Here is a 15,540-nt window from a genome sequence, read left to right as displayed (position 1 = left end):
ATCATGAGCTTACGTGAACGACTGACACTCTCCATTATCATTATATTGATTTTATTCTCAATCAATGTGGGCACAGATTCGTGGAGCAATAGCACCCGCAATGCCAGCCTGCTGCAATTACGTCAGGCGGTGACCGGCCAACTTCAAGCCTCTGCAGTCAAACAAAACCTCGACGACCTGCATAAAGCGATTTTATTATTAAGCTCATTGCGCTCCACCCTGAATGAAAAATTAACCCCACAGGAAACTGCGCAGGCACTGAGTGAAATCACTGCCCTGCAAGCTGAAATGAAGCAACTGGGGCTGACCACCCAAGACCCCACACTAAACCCATACAAGGTCCTGAATAGCAGTTTTCTTGAACTGATACCTTTATGGAAAGATTTTTACCGGAGCTATAACAACGACAGTTACAATCACTATGAAGATAGCGACTACCGGGAGCTGGTTTTTAAACAGGTAATAAATGACCTGGAATATTTAAAGAAAAAGCAGATCCAGGTTGCCGACCGGCAGGCGATAGAAATTGAAGAAATTGAATCACTCACCAACAACATTACTTTTACCGTTTTCTTTTCGTCTATCATCCTGACTATTGGTCTGGGCTTTTTCCTGATTCGCTATACTGGCAATGCCTTTAAGCAACTTAAAAAAGGAACCATTATTATTGGTGGTGGCGATCTCGATTATCGTATCCCACTCAAAAACCGCGATGAGGTTGGTGAAGTCGCGGAAGCCTTTAATGCCATGTCCGCAAAATTGCAGAACGCTGTTGCCGAAGTACATCAAGCCAAAGAAAATGCCGACCAGGCCAACCGGGCTAAGAGTAGTTTTCTGGCTAATATGAGCCATGAATTACGCACACCGCTTAACGCTATAATTGGTTACAGTGAAATGATGCTGGAAGATATCGAACTGGAAGATATCAGTATCGAAGATCAAAACAAAGACCTGCAAAAAATCCTCACTGCGGGCCGCCATCTACTCAACCAAATTAACGACGTACTGGATTTCTCCAAAATTGAAACGGGGAAAATGACCATCTATAACGAAGAGTTTGATAGCGCGGCTATTTTAAAAGAAGTGATTTCTACCATTTCTCCACTTGCCCAAAAAGGCAATAACAGCCTGTCATTCGATACTGGCGGCAACCTGCCACTGCTCAATAACGATATCACTAAATTCCGGCAAATATTTTTTAACCTGCTGAGCAACGCCTGTAAGTTCACCCAGAGCGGCCATATCAGCCTTAACGCAGAATATGATACCAGTAGTACCCCGCCGCTTATTCGATTTACGGTTGCCGATAACGGTATCGGTATGACAGAGGATCAGGCAAAAATTGTTTTTGACGCCTTTACTCAGGCTGACTCATCCACGACACGACGCTTTGGAGGTACAGGATTAGGTCTGGCGCTGTGTAAACAGTACTGTGATTTAATGGGGGCAACCATTAATGTTGTCAGCTCGATCAAGACAGGCACCCGCTTTACGGTTGAGTTTATTGCTGACAGTACTAGCAGTGATACTCAGGAAGAGATCGTGGATTCACTGCCACTGCAAAAAGGCTCAGCAAAAACCACTATTCTTGTTATTGACGACGACCCTGTTGCACTGGCACTAACCGAGCGTTTTCTGCACCGGGGTGACTTCAATATTATTTTATCCGACAGTGGTAAGGAAGGTATTCAACTCGCCGAGCAAAAAAGCCCCGATATCATACTGCTGGATTTAATGATGCCCGGCATTGATGGCTGGACGGTACTGTCAGTGCTGAAAGAAAATATTCACACCCAGAATATTCCGATTATTTTACTCTCTATGCTCGACGAGCAGAATCTGGGGCTGGAAATGGGTGCAGTAGACTATCTGCGAAAACCTGTAGATTGGGATAAGTTATCCGATGCACTGGAGCAGCTCACACCAGAAACACAACAGGGCAGCATTGTACTTATCGATAAAAAATCCACCCAACGGGACGTACTGATCAATACCCTCAATAGAAATGGCTGGCAGGTTAACACCTGCGACAGCGCTGACAGTGCAGCCCTCTTTTTTGAACAGGAAACGGTAAGCGGTTTACTACTATCGGCAGCTATTTTTCAGCAAGACGATCAACCGGATATTGATAAGTGGCTTGAAAATATTAAATCGGAGATAGCTGACGGCACGCCCATTATTGTGATTGCCAATAATGAACCGGAGCTTAAAGGGCGTACCGAGGATATTACTTATTTACTGCGACAAGGGTTTAATACTAACGATATTATTGCCACGCTTAACGAGCAGGCCAGAGCTAACAGCTAGAGCACCCCCGCTTTCACGGGGATTACTACCAGCTTAACCTTGTGGCCGCATATGTGGAAACAGCAATACATCACGAATAGATGGCGAATCAGTAAACAACATCACCAAGCGGTCAATACCAATACCCTCGCCCGCCGTAGGAGGCAGTCCGTACTCTAGGGCCGCCACATAGTCAGCATCATAGTGCATCGCTTCATCATCACCAGCATCTTTCTCAGCTACTTGAGCCTGGAAACGCTCAGCCTGGTCTTCCGCATCGTTAAGCTCTGAGAAGCCATTGGCAATCTCACGACCACCGACAAAAAACTCAAAACGATCAGTGACAAAAGGATTATCATCACTGCGGCGCGCCAAAGGTGATACTTCGGTCGGATATTCCGTAATAAACGTTGGCTGGTCCAAACGCTCTTCAACCGTCTTTTCAAAGATTTCAATCTGCACCTTACCCAAACCATATATATCCTTCATTGGGATATGCAGGTTCTCAGCGACCTTGCGTGCACTTTCCAGAGTATTAATATCTTCCGGCTTTAACTCAGGATTGAAGTGTAAAATCGAGTCAAACACGGAAATACGCTGGAACGGTTTGGATAAATCATATTCTTTGGTCTCAACCACTTCACCATTTTCATCTTTAGTGGTGTTAGTCAGCGTGGTCGTACCCAAAACACTTTGCGCCATTTTACGCAACATATCTTCTGTTAAGTCCATCAAGTCATGGTAGTCCGCATAGGACTGATAGAACTCCAACATAGTAAATTCAGGGTTATGGCGGGTTGAAAGCCCCTCATTACGGAAGTTACGATTGATTTCATAAACACGCTCAAAGCCACCAACAACCAAACGCTTTAAGTACAGCTCTGGTGCGATACGCAAATACATATCCATATCCAGTGAATTATGATGGGTGACAAAGGGGCGCGCGGTAGCACCACCGGGGATCACCTGCATCATCGGTGTTTCTACTTCCATAAAATGCGCACTATCCAGATAGTCACGCATAAAGCTCACCATCTTTGAGCGGGTCTGGAAAATATTACGCGACTCCTCACTAACAATTAAGTCGATATAGCGTTGACGATAACGTATTTCCTGGTCCTGTAGGCCATGAAACTTATCAGGCAAGGGCCGTAAAGACTTAGTGAGTAACTCCACCTTTTCCATATACACATAAAGGTCGCCTTTGCCGGATTTATGCACAGGGCCTTCGCAACCAATAATATCGCCGATATCCCAGGTTTTAATTTCTGGCAACTGCTCTTCAGGTAATTTCTTTTTGTCGACATAGGCCTGAATCCGGCCACTCATATCCTGCAATACCAAAAACGGACCACGCTTAGCCATAATACGGCCAGCAACAGCGGCGCGACGATCTAGCTGCTCGAGCGTTTCTTTATCTTTTTCACCCAACTCGTCTTGCAAGTCCTGGGCATAAGCATCGCGACGAAAGCTGTTGGGAAAAGCATTGCGCTGTTCGCGAATCGTATTTAACTTGGCACGACGCTCGGCAATGAGCTTGTTTTCGTCTGTAGTATTGTCTTCTGACATGTTGTTAACTCAGTTAAGTAGTGGTGAAAAACTTACAGCCCCATTTTTAATGAAGCTTCCATAAATTGATCTAAATCTCCATCCAGCACATTATTGCAGTTGCTGGTCTGGACATTGGTGCGTAAATCTTTGATCCGCTGATCATCCAATACATAGGAGCGGATTTGGCTACCCCAACCGATATCGGCCTTGGTATCTTCCAGCGCTTGCGAAGCTTCGCTGCGTTTTAGCATTTCCATTTCATACAATTTAGCTTTTAGCTGCTTCATTGCTGCATCGCGGTTCTTATGCTGGGAGCGCTGGCTTTGACACTGCACCACAATCCCGCTTGGCTCGTGGGTAATACGCACCGCAGAATCGGTTTTGTTAACGTGCTGACCACCCGCGCCGCTGGCTCGGTAGGTATCGGTCCGCAAATCGGCAGGATTGATTTCTATATCAATATTGTCGTCAACTTCCGGGGAAACAAACACAGAACAAAAAGAAGTATGGCGACGACTGCCGGAGTCAAAGGGGGACTTTCTGACCAGGCGATGAACCCCTGTCTCAGTGCGCAACCAGCCAAAAGCATATTCACCGGAAAACTGAATAGTGGCCGATTTAATACCCGCCACATCACCGTCGGAGGCTTCCATCAGCTCAGTCTTAAAACCCTTGGACTCACCCCAGCGCAAATACATACGACAGACCATTTCTGCCCAGTCCTGGGCTTCAGTACCGCCTGAGCCGGATTGAATTTCAAGAAAGGCATTATTCGGATCCATCTCGCCAGAGAACATACGGCGAAACTCAAGCTTGGCTAAATGCTCACCCAAGCCCTCGATTTCAGACTCCACTTCTGCAAAGGTATCTTCATCCTCTTCCTCAACCGCCATCTCTAACAATTCGGTCAAGTCACTTAAGCCGGTCGTCATAGTGTCGATGGTCTTCACCACTGCTTCCAGTGATGAACGCTGGCGACCCAGCTCCTGCGCCCGCTCAGGCTGCTCCCAAACCGCAGGTTCACCTAATTCAAGCTCAACCTCAGCCAATTGCTCTTTCTTGGCATCATAGTCAAAGATACCCCCTAAGGACTTCAGTCCTCTCGGTCAGGTCTTTAATACTCTGCTTGATCGCGCCTACTTCTATCATGGCTGTGTTGATGCCTTAGCTTGGTTACAAAGCGCGGCATTTTACAGTAAGAGCAGGGTCAGGTAAATCAAGGGCTTACCCGCACCAGAGTACTATTATCGGTATGGTCGAACTTGCGGCCATAGATATCTAAAAAGGTGGTCTGTGAATAGACCATCTTATCGCCATCCACCTCCAGATTGATTTGAAAGCCGGTGGTTTTGGCGTTTTCCCGCATAAACGGAGATTGAGCTACACCCCAGTCACCGCCGTCCTCAGAGGCAACCGCAATAGATACCGCATCATCATCCATAGACCCCATATCGAAGTCACCACCGGCCACTAAGCTAACGGCTCTGGGAATGGTCAAAGTAAACATTACAGTACCTGCGGCAGGGTCCCAAACCCAATAGCCCAACTGATCATGGAACTGCGCCCCATCGGTCTTGCGATAAACCTTTTGGTGATAGCGCACCACACCCAGCGTCTGCTTACCGGCATTGGTAACATCACCGACTATTTCAAATAGAATCTCTTCACTAAAAGGGTTTTCTTCCTTAGAGCCATCTTCCTCGGGCGCTATATCCATCCCCTTCTCACCCTTCCAGGTACCCGGCAATACCGCCAAAGGGCCAAAATCTACGCCATCAATAATTGTCTCAATCATTACACCTTCCTCCAGGTAATCCATCATTTGATTAACATAATTTATACCAGCCAACCGATTAAGGCGAATTCAATCTGCCAATACGGTTGATAGTTAAAAGTAATCAGGTGAGACAGGTGACCAATTTGCACAGAAATAATCAACTTAATCGAAAACTATCACCCTTAAAGACTTTAATTTATCGACAATATCGGTAGGATAGGCGCCACTATAAAACGTCACTTTTAATGGCGTAAGATAATATCCACCCGGGGGCCTTACATGTCAGCTTATGACTTTACACTTATTCTTCATATCGTGCTTTTCTGCTATTGGCTGGGGGGCGATATTGGCGTGTTCTATTCCAGTAAGTTTGTGGTCGACCCTAGCCTGCAACGCGAAACCCGCCTAATCGCCACTAAGATTATGATGGGCTGCGATATGATCCCCAAGATCTGTATGACACTGATGCTAACAGTGGGCGGTATTCTCAGCGAGTTCCACGGCATTGCTCACCCAACCTGGCAGATGGTCGGCATCGTATTATTGGCACCGTTCTGGCTAACCGTGGTACTGCTATTACATTTCAAGCACGATGCAGACTATATCCCTGCTCTTACCAAGTTTGATTTTTACTTCCGCTGGTTAATTGTTATCGGCCTGATTGTTTCTACAACTTACTCTTGGGTGACTGGGCGTTTGGTTGATGATCCATGGATGGCGGGTAAATTATTAATCTTCGCCTTTCTGGTATTCTGCGGCTTGATGATTCGCGTTGGGCTAAAAGATTTTGGCGCGACCTACGGCAAGATTATTGCTGATAACTATAACGATGATGATAACCAGAAGATGATCAAAAGCCTTGATCGCGTTCGCCCCTGGGTTTATGCGATTTGGGTTGGACTGGTGATTGAAGCGGCTCTGGGTGTTGTGCAGCCCGGCAGTCCGGACAAGGTGGGTTTAGTTGAGCCTGTAGCCAGCGAGATTATGATTAGCCAACGTTAAACCCGGTTATCGAATTAAAAAAAACGGGCCTTAATTGGCCCGTTTTTTATTGGGAAGTCGACTAAAGCCATCTCTCAATCACCAGTCAATGGCTTCGCCTTTGAAATTATAAAAGCGGCCATTATCCGCTTTATTTAAACCTGCAATCACCTGCAGTAAACCCGCCGCACTCTGCTCAGTCGAATAGGTTGCACTGTCACTGGTCATATCGGTACGTACCCAACCGGGGTGCAACACCACAAAGATAAAGCCCTGCGGTGCAAACTCAATGGATAAGGACTTATTAAAACTGTTTAACGCGGTTTTACTCGCCCGATAGCCCAAAGCGCCACCGCTGGTATTTTGCGCGATACTCCCCATACGACTACTAACACTGGCTACCACCTTGCGGGAGCCCTGTTGCAAGTTGGGGAGCAAAGCCTGTGTTACCCTCAAGGCTCCTAAGCTATTAATATCTAACACCTGACCCAAGCGCTCAATATCCAAATCCTTAAAAGCCGTTGTGCTATGCCCGCTGATACCAGCATTGTTGAGCAAAATATCGACGGGGCGATCTTTTAAACGCTGAGCCAAAGCAGCCACACTCGCCTTATCAGCGATATCCAGCTGCTGCACCTCAACACCCAACTGATTCAACTCCATCGCCTGTTGTGGTTTTCTAGCGGTGGCTATCACTTGATAACCTTGTTGCTGAAACTGCGTTGCCAGAGCCAGACCAATACCGCGATTAGCACCGGTAATTAATACCGTATCACCCTTGGCGATGGCCATTGCACTCTCTGTCAGCAGCAACGCTAACGAAACCACGACCACCTGTAAAAATCTAATGAACAGCATAACAGCTTCTCCTACAATCATTATTTAGAACCCATTGCCACCAACACCACATCGCGAATATCAAAAATCAGCGAGATAGCGATAGTCACCATCAGCAACAACAACCAGACGGCATAGGGCGAATTAAAAGCGATACCTGTCGGCTTGATCTCAACATAGTATAAGTAATAAAACAGCGGCCCCCAAATCAGTAAATGAGCAATGCCGAGTAGATGCACAGTGCCACTTAAATAAAATACCGCCTGAGCAACAGGCATGGTTAACACAAGACTTAACAGCACGTAACGGGCAGCTTTATGCTTCCATACAAAGACAATAGAAAACACAAATACCAGCATCATCCAATTCATCCAGTATTGGACCGGCGCAGGTAACACCGCCATTTGGGCATTCATTTCGTTGATTAGTTCAGACATAGCGATTCCTTAAAGCAAAAAAGCACAGGTTTATTATCTCAAGTCATTGACGACCGCACGGATCGGCACCAACACATCTCGCCCCAATTGAGCGGACCGATTTGAAGACCACCCATATAACGCGTCAGGCAAATCGGCATTATCCTTAAAGGGCATCTCGATAGTAAATGACAGACAGTTAAAGGTTTCCGCCACATAGTTACAGGCAATCGATAAGTTCGCTTTGCCCGCCGGCGTTTTGGGGTAGCCCACCTTATCCTGAAAGTCAGGTGACGACAGACTATAGGCCTGTTTAAAAGACTCTTCCAAAGATTGAATAGATGAGTGATAAGAGGGCACCCCTTCGCTACCTGCCACAAAGTTATAGGGCAAAGCTTCATCACCATGGATATCCAAAAATAAATCTACACCGATTTCCTGCATTTTTTGGCGCACATAATACACTTCAGGGCTACGTTCCAACGTGGGCTCCACCCATTCCCGGTTAAGGTTTGCTCCCACGGCATTGGTACGTAAATGCCCGCGCATGGAACCATCCGGGTTCATATTGGGCACCACATAAAACACCGCCTGCTGTAACAGAGCTTTGCTAGTAGGGTTGTCAGAATCCAGCAAGGCTTGCAGAAAGCCTTCCATAAACCACTCGGCCATAGATTCTCCCGGGTGCTGACGAGCAATCAGCCAAATTTTACGACTAGCCGTTTCAGGATTACCAATGGTTAACAAAGAGAGATCATTACCATCCAGGGTATTACCTATATCCTGCAATAAACACACAGGAGATAATTGCGCCCATGACAGCAAGTCCATATGACGCTCATAGGAATAAGGAGTAAAGTAAGCGTAATAAACACTGTCATATTCTGGCTGATGCGTGATGACAAGGCTTTTACCCTTATAAGCCGTGTCCACCCGAAACCATTCTTCCCGATCATAAGAGGCCACTGCTTGATAATCATCCCAACCCGCGGGATAGGCGGCCTCACTGGCATTGAGTAAGATGAATTCACAGGCAGTGTCTTTTGCGCCCTGAACCCTGAAGTGAAACCACTGAAAAAAATCAGATTGGTGATCTTTACGTATGTTTAATTCAAAGCATTCTGCTGCTGCCGTTTTACTATGTTGAACCAACTCAATATTACCGCTATCAAACTGACTACTTATTTTAACCATTGCTTAACAACCTTTTACTGTATATCTACATTGAACAAAACCGTTATCCGAACTATCTGCGGATATTAGCTGTAGTGAAGACTCAATACCACTATCACCAAATAATGAAATGCCAGCGCCCAACAAAACAGGAATTTGAGTCAGTGTTATCTCGTTAATAAGACCCGCTGTTAAAAATCTCTGAATGGTGGCTCCTCCATCAATATAGAGATGCTGCCTACCCTGCTCCGCCAGTTTGCTTACCAGCCGCTCAGGGGCACAATTTTCAACACTGATTTTTCCCTCTAGCTCCGGCGGTACAGTAAGTGGACGGCTAGTTAAAACAATCACCGGGATATTGTCATAGGGCCAAAAACCAAAGCTGCGCACTTTTTCATAGGAGTGCCTCCCCATCACCAACGTATCGACGGTAGCGATAAAGCTCTCATAATCAAGACCGTTTAGTGTAGCGCCTGCATAGTGCGGATTATGAAGCCATTCAATATCGCCATCCGGCTTGGCAATAAAACCATCAACACTGACAGCACTATAAACGGAACAATGAATGCTCATGGTAATATCCCATCAATCAATAATTAGCAGATACAAAAACGGGCCCTATAAGGCCCGTACGTTCATTGTACAAATTCATAGACTCAAGCTACAGCACCAGACGTCTAATATCACCTAATACAGCCGTCAAATAGGTAAAGAAGCGACCACCATCACCACCATTGATAGCGCGATGATCATAGGATAAAGACAGTGGTAACATTTTTCTCGGCACAAAGGCCTCACCATCCCAAACCGGCTTGGTGGTTAATTTTGAAACGCCAAGAATGGCTACCTCAGGCGCATTCACAATGGGGGTAAAACCCTGGCCACCAATACCACCCAAACTTGAAATGGTAAAACAACCACCCTGCATTTCTGCTGGTTTTAACTTACGTTCTTTAGCCTTGCTCGCCAACTCAACCGTTTCTGCGGCCAGGTCCCAAATCGATTTTTTATCAACATCACGAATAACCGGCACCACCAAACCCGCTGGGGTATCAACGGCCATACCGATATGAATATACTGTTTATACATCAGGTTCTCACCATCGGCTGACAGTGAAGCATTAAACCTGGGGTTATCCCGTAAAGCCGCAGCACAGGCTTTTAGCAAAAACGGCAGCGGCGTGATTTTAACCCCGCGCTTTTCTGCTTCTGCCTTTAAGGACTGACGGAAATCTTCAAGGTCACTAATATCCGCATCATCAAACTGCGTGACATGGGGGATATTGAGCCAATTGCGCTGCATATTATGGGCAGTCACTTTGGCAATTTTTGACAAGGGCTCAACAGTCACCTCACCAAACTTACTAAAGTCGACTTCTGGTATAGCAGGAATACCTGCACCGCCGGTTGTCGACTTGGAAGTCAATGCCGCTTTAACATGGGCTTTTAAATCATCTTTTGAAATTCTGGATTTAGGGCCACTGCCTTTTACCTGCTCTAATTCAACCCCCATCTCACGGGCTAGACGACGTACTGCGGGGCCCGCATAGACTGCATCACCTTTGCTCTTAGTGGCCGCAGGTACTTGAGCTTGCTCTGAGGGAGCAAAGTCAGGCTTGGGGATTTCGGTGCTGGGCGCAGAAGCAGCTGCCGGTTCAGGCGCCGCTACTGGCGCGGCTTTTTCTACCGGCGCTGCAACGGGAGCTGCCCCCGCCGACACTTCCAGCGTTAATATTTGATCACCCTCAGATACCGTATCCCCCTCTTTAATCGAGACAGAGGCCACTTTGCCGGCCATGGGGGCTGGCACTTCCATGGACGCTTTATCGGTTTCCAATACGATCAGAGAATCACCATCGGCAATATCATCACCAGCCGCAACACAGACTTCGATAACATCAACATTTTCACCACCACCTATATCGGGCACATTAATGGTTTGCGTTGATGTTTTTGTTGCAACAGGGGCTGGGGCTGGGGCAGGAGCCTCGGGTTCAGGCTCAGCAACCACTGCTGACTCTTCAGCTACCACCGGTGCTTCGGCAGGCTCAGCCTGTTCCGCACTATCGGTTTCCAACTCCAAAATCACATCACCTTCCGATAAGGAGTCGCCATCTTTAATGCTAATGGCAAGTACTTTACCCGCCATAGGTGATGGCACTTCCATAGAAGCCTTATCCGACTCAAGTACCACCAGAGAATCTTCTTTCTCTACGGTATCACCAATGGCAACGCAGATTTCGACGACATCTACGCCTTCGGCTCCGCCAATATCGGGTACTTTTATAATTTCTTTGCTCACACTGCTTACCTGTGTTTATTTATTCAATGTTTTGTATATAGGGTGGATTAGCAATTCATGGGGTCAATTTTATCACCGCTGACACCAAACTCTTTTGCCGCTTTCACCACCACGGAGACGTCCAGCTTGCCCTCATCCACTAAGGATTTTAAGGCCGCCAATACTATAAAGTAACGATCAACCTCAAAGTGATAACGTAGCTTACTGCGAGTATCAGAGCGACCAAAACCATCGGTGCCCAACACCCGGAACTGACGACGAATAAACGGCGCAATTTGTTCGCCATAGGACTTCATATAATCCGTCGCACAAATGACTGGACCTTCCCGCCCTTCTAACTGCTCTGCGACATAGGATTGCTTCGGCGCCTGATCAGGGTTCATAACATTCCAGCGATCACAGGCCATACCATCACGGCGCAACTCATTGATACTGGTCATACTCCACACATCCGCATCCACATCGAAGTCTTTACGCAGTATAGCTGCCGCCTCTTCCACTTCCCGTAAAATCGAACCGCCACCCATTAACTGTACTGTATGGGCTTTATTCTGCTCAGCTTTTTGCAGCAAATACATCCCTTTAATAATGCCTTCTTCACAACCAACAGGCATTTCGGGGTGGTGGTAATTTTCATTTTCTATGGTGATGTAATAGAAGCAATTCTCTTTATCTTCATACATACGCTTTAAACCGTTTTGAATAATCACGGTAAGCTCATAAGCGTAAGTGGGGTCATAGGCAACACAGTTAGGAATCATATTGGCCATTAATAAACTATGGCCATCCTGATGCTGTAAACCTTCACCGTTTAAGGTGGTGCGACCGGCGGTTGCTCCCATCAGGAAACCGCGGGCCTGAGTATCACCCGCAGCCCAAGCCAAATCCATAATGCGCTGAAAACCAAACATAGAATAGAACACATAGAACGGCACCATGGGATAACCGTGGTTACTATAAGACGTCGCCGCAGCCAACCAGGATGAAAATGCACCAGCCTCATTAATCCCCTCTTCCAGAATCTGGCCTTTTTCATCTTCCTTGTAGTACATAATCTGGTCGGCATCATGGGGCGTATAGCGCTGGCCCTGTGATGAATAGATACCCAATTGGCGGAACATACCTTCCATACCAAAGGTGCGAGCCTCATCAGGCACAATCGGCACAACCCGCTCGCCAATTTTTTTATCTTTGGTCAGGGTTGATAAAGTTCTGACAAAAGACATGGTGGTTGAAATTTCACGTTTGCCACTGCTTTTTAGCTGACTTTTTAAATCGTCCAGCGCAGGAACTTCAAGCGCATTAAAGTCGGGATTACGCGAGGGAATATAGCCACCCAACTCTTCCCGGCGCTTGCGCATATAAACCATTTCCGGGCTATCTTTAGCCGGGCGGTAGTAAGGCACATCTTTTAATTCTTCATCACTGATAGGGATAGCAAAACGGTCGCGGAATTTTTTCAGGCTTTCCAGATCCAGTTTTTTCAGGGAGTGGGTTTCGTTTTGCGCTTCACCGGAGTCCCCCATACCATAACCTTTTACGGTCATTGCCAGCACGACCGTGGGCTGACCATTGTTCTGGTTAACCGCCTGATCATAAGCAGCATACACTTTATAAGGGTCATGGCCACCACGGTTGAGGTACATGATATCGTTATCGGACAAGTCAGAGACCAGCTCCAATAACTCAGGGTATTTACCAAAGAAATGCTCGCGGGTATAAGCACCACCATTGGCTTTATAATTTTGCAGCTCGCCATCGCAGACTTCATTCATGCGTTTTTTCAACAAGCCGGTCTGGTCTTTTTCTAACAAAGCATCCCAGTGGCGCCCCCAAATAACTTTAATGACATTCCAGCCAGCACCGCGGAACACACCTTCAAGCTCTTGAATAATTTTACCGTTACCCCTAACCGGACCATCCAAACGTTGAAGGTTACAGTTAACGACAAAAATCAGGTTATCCAAATGTTCTCGGCCGGCTTTGGCGATAGCCCCCAGAGATTCAGGCTCATCACACTCTCCGTCCCCCAAAAACGCCCACACTTTACGGTCTTTATGCTGGACCAGTTCGCGGCTCTGCTGATACTTCATCACATGGGCTTGGTAAATCGCCTGAATGGGACCAAGGCCCATGGAGACGGTAGGAAACTGCCAATAGTCTGGCATTAACCAGGGGTGCGGATAAGAGGACAAACCATTGCCCCCAACTTCACGACGGAAATTATCCAGCTGCTCTTCCGTTAGACGCTCTTCCAGAAAAGAACGGGCATACATACCGGGAGCACTGTGGCCCTGATAATAAATCAGATCACCAGGGCCGTTATCATTACCTTTAAAGAAATAGTTAAAACCAATATCGTATAAAGTGGCAGCCGATGAGAATGAGGATATATGACCACCCAGGCCTTCATCATTATCATTGGCCCGCATTACCATGGCCAAAGCATTCCAACGGATCAGGGAGCGAATACGACGCTCCATAAACAGATCGCCGGGCATACGGCGCTCTTCAACCGGCTTTATGGTGTTGCGAAAGGGAGTTGTGATGGCTGAGGGAACCTGGCTGCCAGCCTGCGCAACCTTCTCCGCCATAGTTTTTAATAGATAAGTCGCCCGTTCAGGACCGCCCTCCAGCGCTAAAACATCATTTAATGCTTCAAGCCATTCGGCCGTTTCCGTTGGATCGTTATCCTGCATAGCAATACCTTAATTAGAGACTCATTTGAGTTAGCGATTGAACAAGCCATGCCCGCAGCAAGCCTGCCCGCAACCCGAATAGCGCGGCTTATTCACGCGGATTCAATCACTGAGTAAGTATAGAAGCTTGGGCGAAGCTTGCAGAAAACCTGCAAACATAGCATCTACTGAGTTTTGGCAACAAAACCGACAGCAGAACCAAAGATGTAAAATTTTTACATTTTTGTTGGTTTTTTTCAATAGGACTGCCGAAAAACAGTCGCGAGCTATGAATAAAAACCGCTATCTACCTGTTAATTATCGCAAAGGAAGACAATTTTTCCTGTAAAAAAACTACATGGCGAATTGTTTAGTCCGCAATCAGCAGATAGTTAACTCGGTTATTATCCAGCGCTACTGCATTCCAGTCGCCAGTAGTCACTGCCTCAAGGTCAACAGGGTAGCTTTGCTGGGGGCTATTGGCGCCATAGGCAGCCACTTCAATGCGAATAGACCTGGATTCGTAACGTTGGCGCAAACGGGCAAACTCCGAACTCTGCTCTACCGATAAACGCATAGCTTCAGCACTGGACACACCAATCACATCACAAGCGGTTAAGGGCAGCTCCGGCGACGGCAGCATCATCACCTCAGTGCCATCCGCCAACGGGATCTGTGATAAACAAAAATCCCCGATATGCCCTTCCAACCGGATAGCTCCCTTAAAGCCGGTGTTTTCCAGCAAGGGCAGCAAGCCTTTAAGCAAGGCAAGGCGCGCACCGCCCAGTGGGACTTCACCATAGTCATAGGTCTGCTGGCGGTTTATTAGCACCTCAATTGCAGCAAAAGCCTGCCCCTGCTGCCGCTGCAACTGCTTAATCTCGGCCTGGTCAGACCAATAGAGGGTTAATAGCCACAGCGTAGGGGCCAACCAAATCGCCGCTACCAACCACTGTCTGGCGGTGCCATAGAATGACGGAGCTGGGCTGACGCCATTAGCCTCAACCGCAGCCAAACCATTACTCATCTGAGACTCAACCGGGTCCGCAGCTAACGTCATCACAGGTTCTGCCGCCAGCGGGGCCGGTTGCTCCACCTGCGCTGTTATCCGATCCAGTACCGCGGATAAATCCTGATCACTGGCAGGCTTGGTTAATATGTCCACAGCACCCAGAGCACGGGCCTGTCCAAGATAAATATCGCCCTGTTTGGTGGTATGCATAACAATAGGAATGGCAGACTTATCGGGGTCGGCCTTAATCGCTTTAACGGCGGCAAAACCATCCATGCCCGGCATCATATGATCCATAAAAATCACATCTGGGGTATTATCTTTAAGATACTCTAATGCCTCTTCACCCGACTCCACCATCGCCACAGGGATATCTTGCCGGCCCAGCATTTTGCGCAGCAATAACCTGGCGGTTTTTGAGTCATCGACAATTAGAGCGAGCTGCACGATCAAAGCATCCATGGAGGTGAACAAAAGTTACCAACAAGGATAGCTTGAATCGCTAAAAAATCTATCTCAACCCGCCG

At 47.2% G+C, this 15,540-nt stretch carries 12 protein-coding genes; 2 read left to right on the top strand and 10 right to left on the bottom strand.

All coding sequences use genetic code 11. The features are described 5' to 3' along the window. Window positions 1–3: 3 nt before the first annotated feature. On the top strand, window positions 4–2,307 hold the full coding sequence (locus BST96_RS15095; protein WP_085759503.1) for an ATP-binding protein: 2,304 nt from the start codon (window positions 4–6) through the stop codon (window positions 2,305–2,307). Between the two features lie 33 nt (window positions 2,308–2,340). Here BST96_RS15095 and lysS read toward each other — a convergent pair whose 3' ends face one another. The 3 genes from lysS to BST96_RS15080 all read right to left on the bottom strand — a co-directional run bounded on the left by lysS (window position 2,341) and on the right by BST96_RS15080 (window position 5,632). After that, window positions 2,341–3,855, bottom strand: coding sequence for a lysine--tRNA ligase (lysS, locus tag BST96_RS15090; protein ID WP_085759502.1), 1,515 nt, complete (start codon window positions 3,853–3,855; stop codon window positions 2,341–2,343). A 32-nt stretch (window positions 3,856–3,887) separates the two neighbouring features. Further along, a protein-coding gene (gene prfB, locus BST96_RS15085) for a peptide chain release factor 2 (protein ID WP_157117978.1) occupies window positions 3,888–4,986 on the bottom strand; the annotation gives its coding sequence in 2 pieces (ribosomal slippage) (window positions 3,888–4,910 and window positions 4,912–4,986; 1,098 coding nt in all). Between the two features lie 67 nt (window positions 4,987–5,053). Next, entirely contained in the window at window positions 5,054–5,632 is a 579-nt protein-coding gene (locus tag BST96_RS15080) for a heme-binding beta-barrel domain-containing protein (protein ID WP_085760550.1), read from the bottom strand. 261 nt (window positions 5,633–5,893) lie between these two features. On the opposite strand from BST96_RS15080, the gene BST96_RS15075 reads away from it, so the two are divergent. Then, the gene (locus BST96_RS15075; RefSeq protein WP_085759500.1) at window positions 5,894–6,616 is read left to right on the top strand and encodes a hypothetical protein; all 723 of its coding nucleotides are present in this window, start codon (window positions 5,894–5,896) and stop codon (window positions 6,614–6,616) included. Between the two features lie 78 nt (window positions 6,617–6,694). Here the strand turns inward: BST96_RS15075 and BST96_RS15070 are convergent, their stop codons facing one another. From BST96_RS15070 to BST96_RS15040, 7 genes are all read right to left on the bottom strand, one after another. Further along, entirely contained in the window at window positions 6,695–7,453 is a 759-nt protein-coding gene (locus tag BST96_RS15070; RefSeq protein WP_169714017.1) for an SDR family oxidoreductase, read from the bottom strand. A 20-nt stretch (window positions 7,454–7,473) separates the two neighbouring features. Next, window positions 7,474–7,869, bottom strand: a complete 396-nt coding sequence (locus BST96_RS15065; protein ID WP_085759498.1) for a hypothetical protein — start codon at window positions 7,867–7,869, stop codon at window positions 7,474–7,476. A 33-nt stretch (window positions 7,870–7,902) separates the two neighbouring features. Continuing rightward, on the bottom strand, window positions 7,903–9,042 hold the full coding sequence (locus BST96_RS15060; protein WP_085759497.1) for a M14 family metallopeptidase: 1,140 nt from the start codon (window positions 9,040–9,042) through the stop codon (window positions 7,903–7,905). Window positions 9,043–9,045: 3 nt separating this feature from the next. Then, complete coding sequence (locus BST96_RS15055) at window positions 9,046–9,594, bottom strand: dihydrofolate reductase family protein (RefSeq protein WP_085759496.1); 549 nt, start codon at window positions 9,592–9,594, stop codon at window positions 9,046–9,048. A gap of 88 nt (window positions 9,595–9,682) precedes the next feature. After that, complete coding sequence (gene aceF, locus BST96_RS15050; RefSeq protein WP_085759495.1) at window positions 9,683–11,323, bottom strand: dihydrolipoyllysine-residue acetyltransferase; 1,641 nt, start codon at window positions 11,321–11,323, stop codon at window positions 9,683–9,685. 47 nt (window positions 11,324–11,370) lie between these two features. Next, a complete protein-coding gene (gene aceE / locus BST96_RS15045) occupies window positions 11,371–14,022 on the bottom strand; it encodes a pyruvate dehydrogenase (acetyl-transferring), homodimeric type (RefSeq protein ID WP_085759494.1) in 2,652 nt (883 codons plus the stop codon). Between the two features lie 349 nt (window positions 14,023–14,371). Then, window positions 14,372–15,460 carry a response regulator gene (locus BST96_RS15040; RefSeq protein WP_169714016.1) on the bottom strand — a complete coding sequence of 363 codons (1,089 nt, stop codon included), beginning with the start codon at window positions 15,458–15,460 and terminating at the stop codon, window positions 14,372–14,374. Window positions 15,461–15,540 lie beyond the last annotated feature (80 nt).

This window comes from Oceanicoccus sagamiensis, from assembly GCF_002117105.1.
Classification (GTDB): Bacteria; Pseudomonadota; Gammaproteobacteria; order Pseudomonadales; family Dasaniaceae; genus Oceanicoccus; species Oceanicoccus sagamiensis.
Note: the sequence above shows the minus strand (reverse complement) of the source record. Positions and strands in the feature narration are given on the sequence as shown.

What these genes read in the sequence shown, in the direction of transcription:
- BST96_RS15080 (WP_085760550.1), bottom strand. Translation starts at nt 5,632, where the DNA reads ATGATTGAGACAATTATTGATGGCGTAGATTTTGGCCCTTTGGCGGTA.
- BST96_RS15055 (WP_085759496.1), bottom strand. Translation starts at nt 9,594, where the DNA reads ATGAGCATTCATTGTTCCGTTTATAGTGCTGTCAGTGTTGATGGTTTT.
- lysS (WP_085759502.1), bottom strand. Translation starts at nt 3,855, where the DNA reads ATGTCAGAAGACAATACTACAGACGAAAACAAGCTCATTGCCGAGCGT.
- BST96_RS15070 (WP_169714017.1), bottom strand. Translation starts at nt 7,453, where the DNA reads ATGCTGTTCATTAGATTTTTACAGGTGGTCGTGGTTTCGTTAGCGTTG.
- aceE (WP_085759494.1), bottom strand. Translation starts at nt 14,022, where the DNA reads ATGCAGGATAACGATCCAACGGAAACGGCCGAATGGCTTGAAGCATTA.
- BST96_RS15065 (WP_085759498.1), bottom strand. Translation starts at nt 7,869, where the DNA reads ATGTCTGAACTAATCAACGAAATGAATGCCCAAATGGCGGTGTTACCT.
- BST96_RS15075 (WP_085759500.1), top strand. Translation starts at nt 5,894, where the DNA reads ATGTCAGCTTATGACTTTACACTTATTCTTCATATCGTGCTTTTCTGC.
- BST96_RS15095 (WP_085759503.1), top strand. Translation starts at nt 4, where the DNA reads ATGAGCTTACGTGAACGACTGACACTCTCCATTATCATTATATTGATT.
- BST96_RS15060 (WP_085759497.1), bottom strand. Translation starts at nt 9,042, where the DNA reads ATGGTTAAAATAAGTAGTCAGTTTGATAGCGGTAATATTGAGTTGGTT.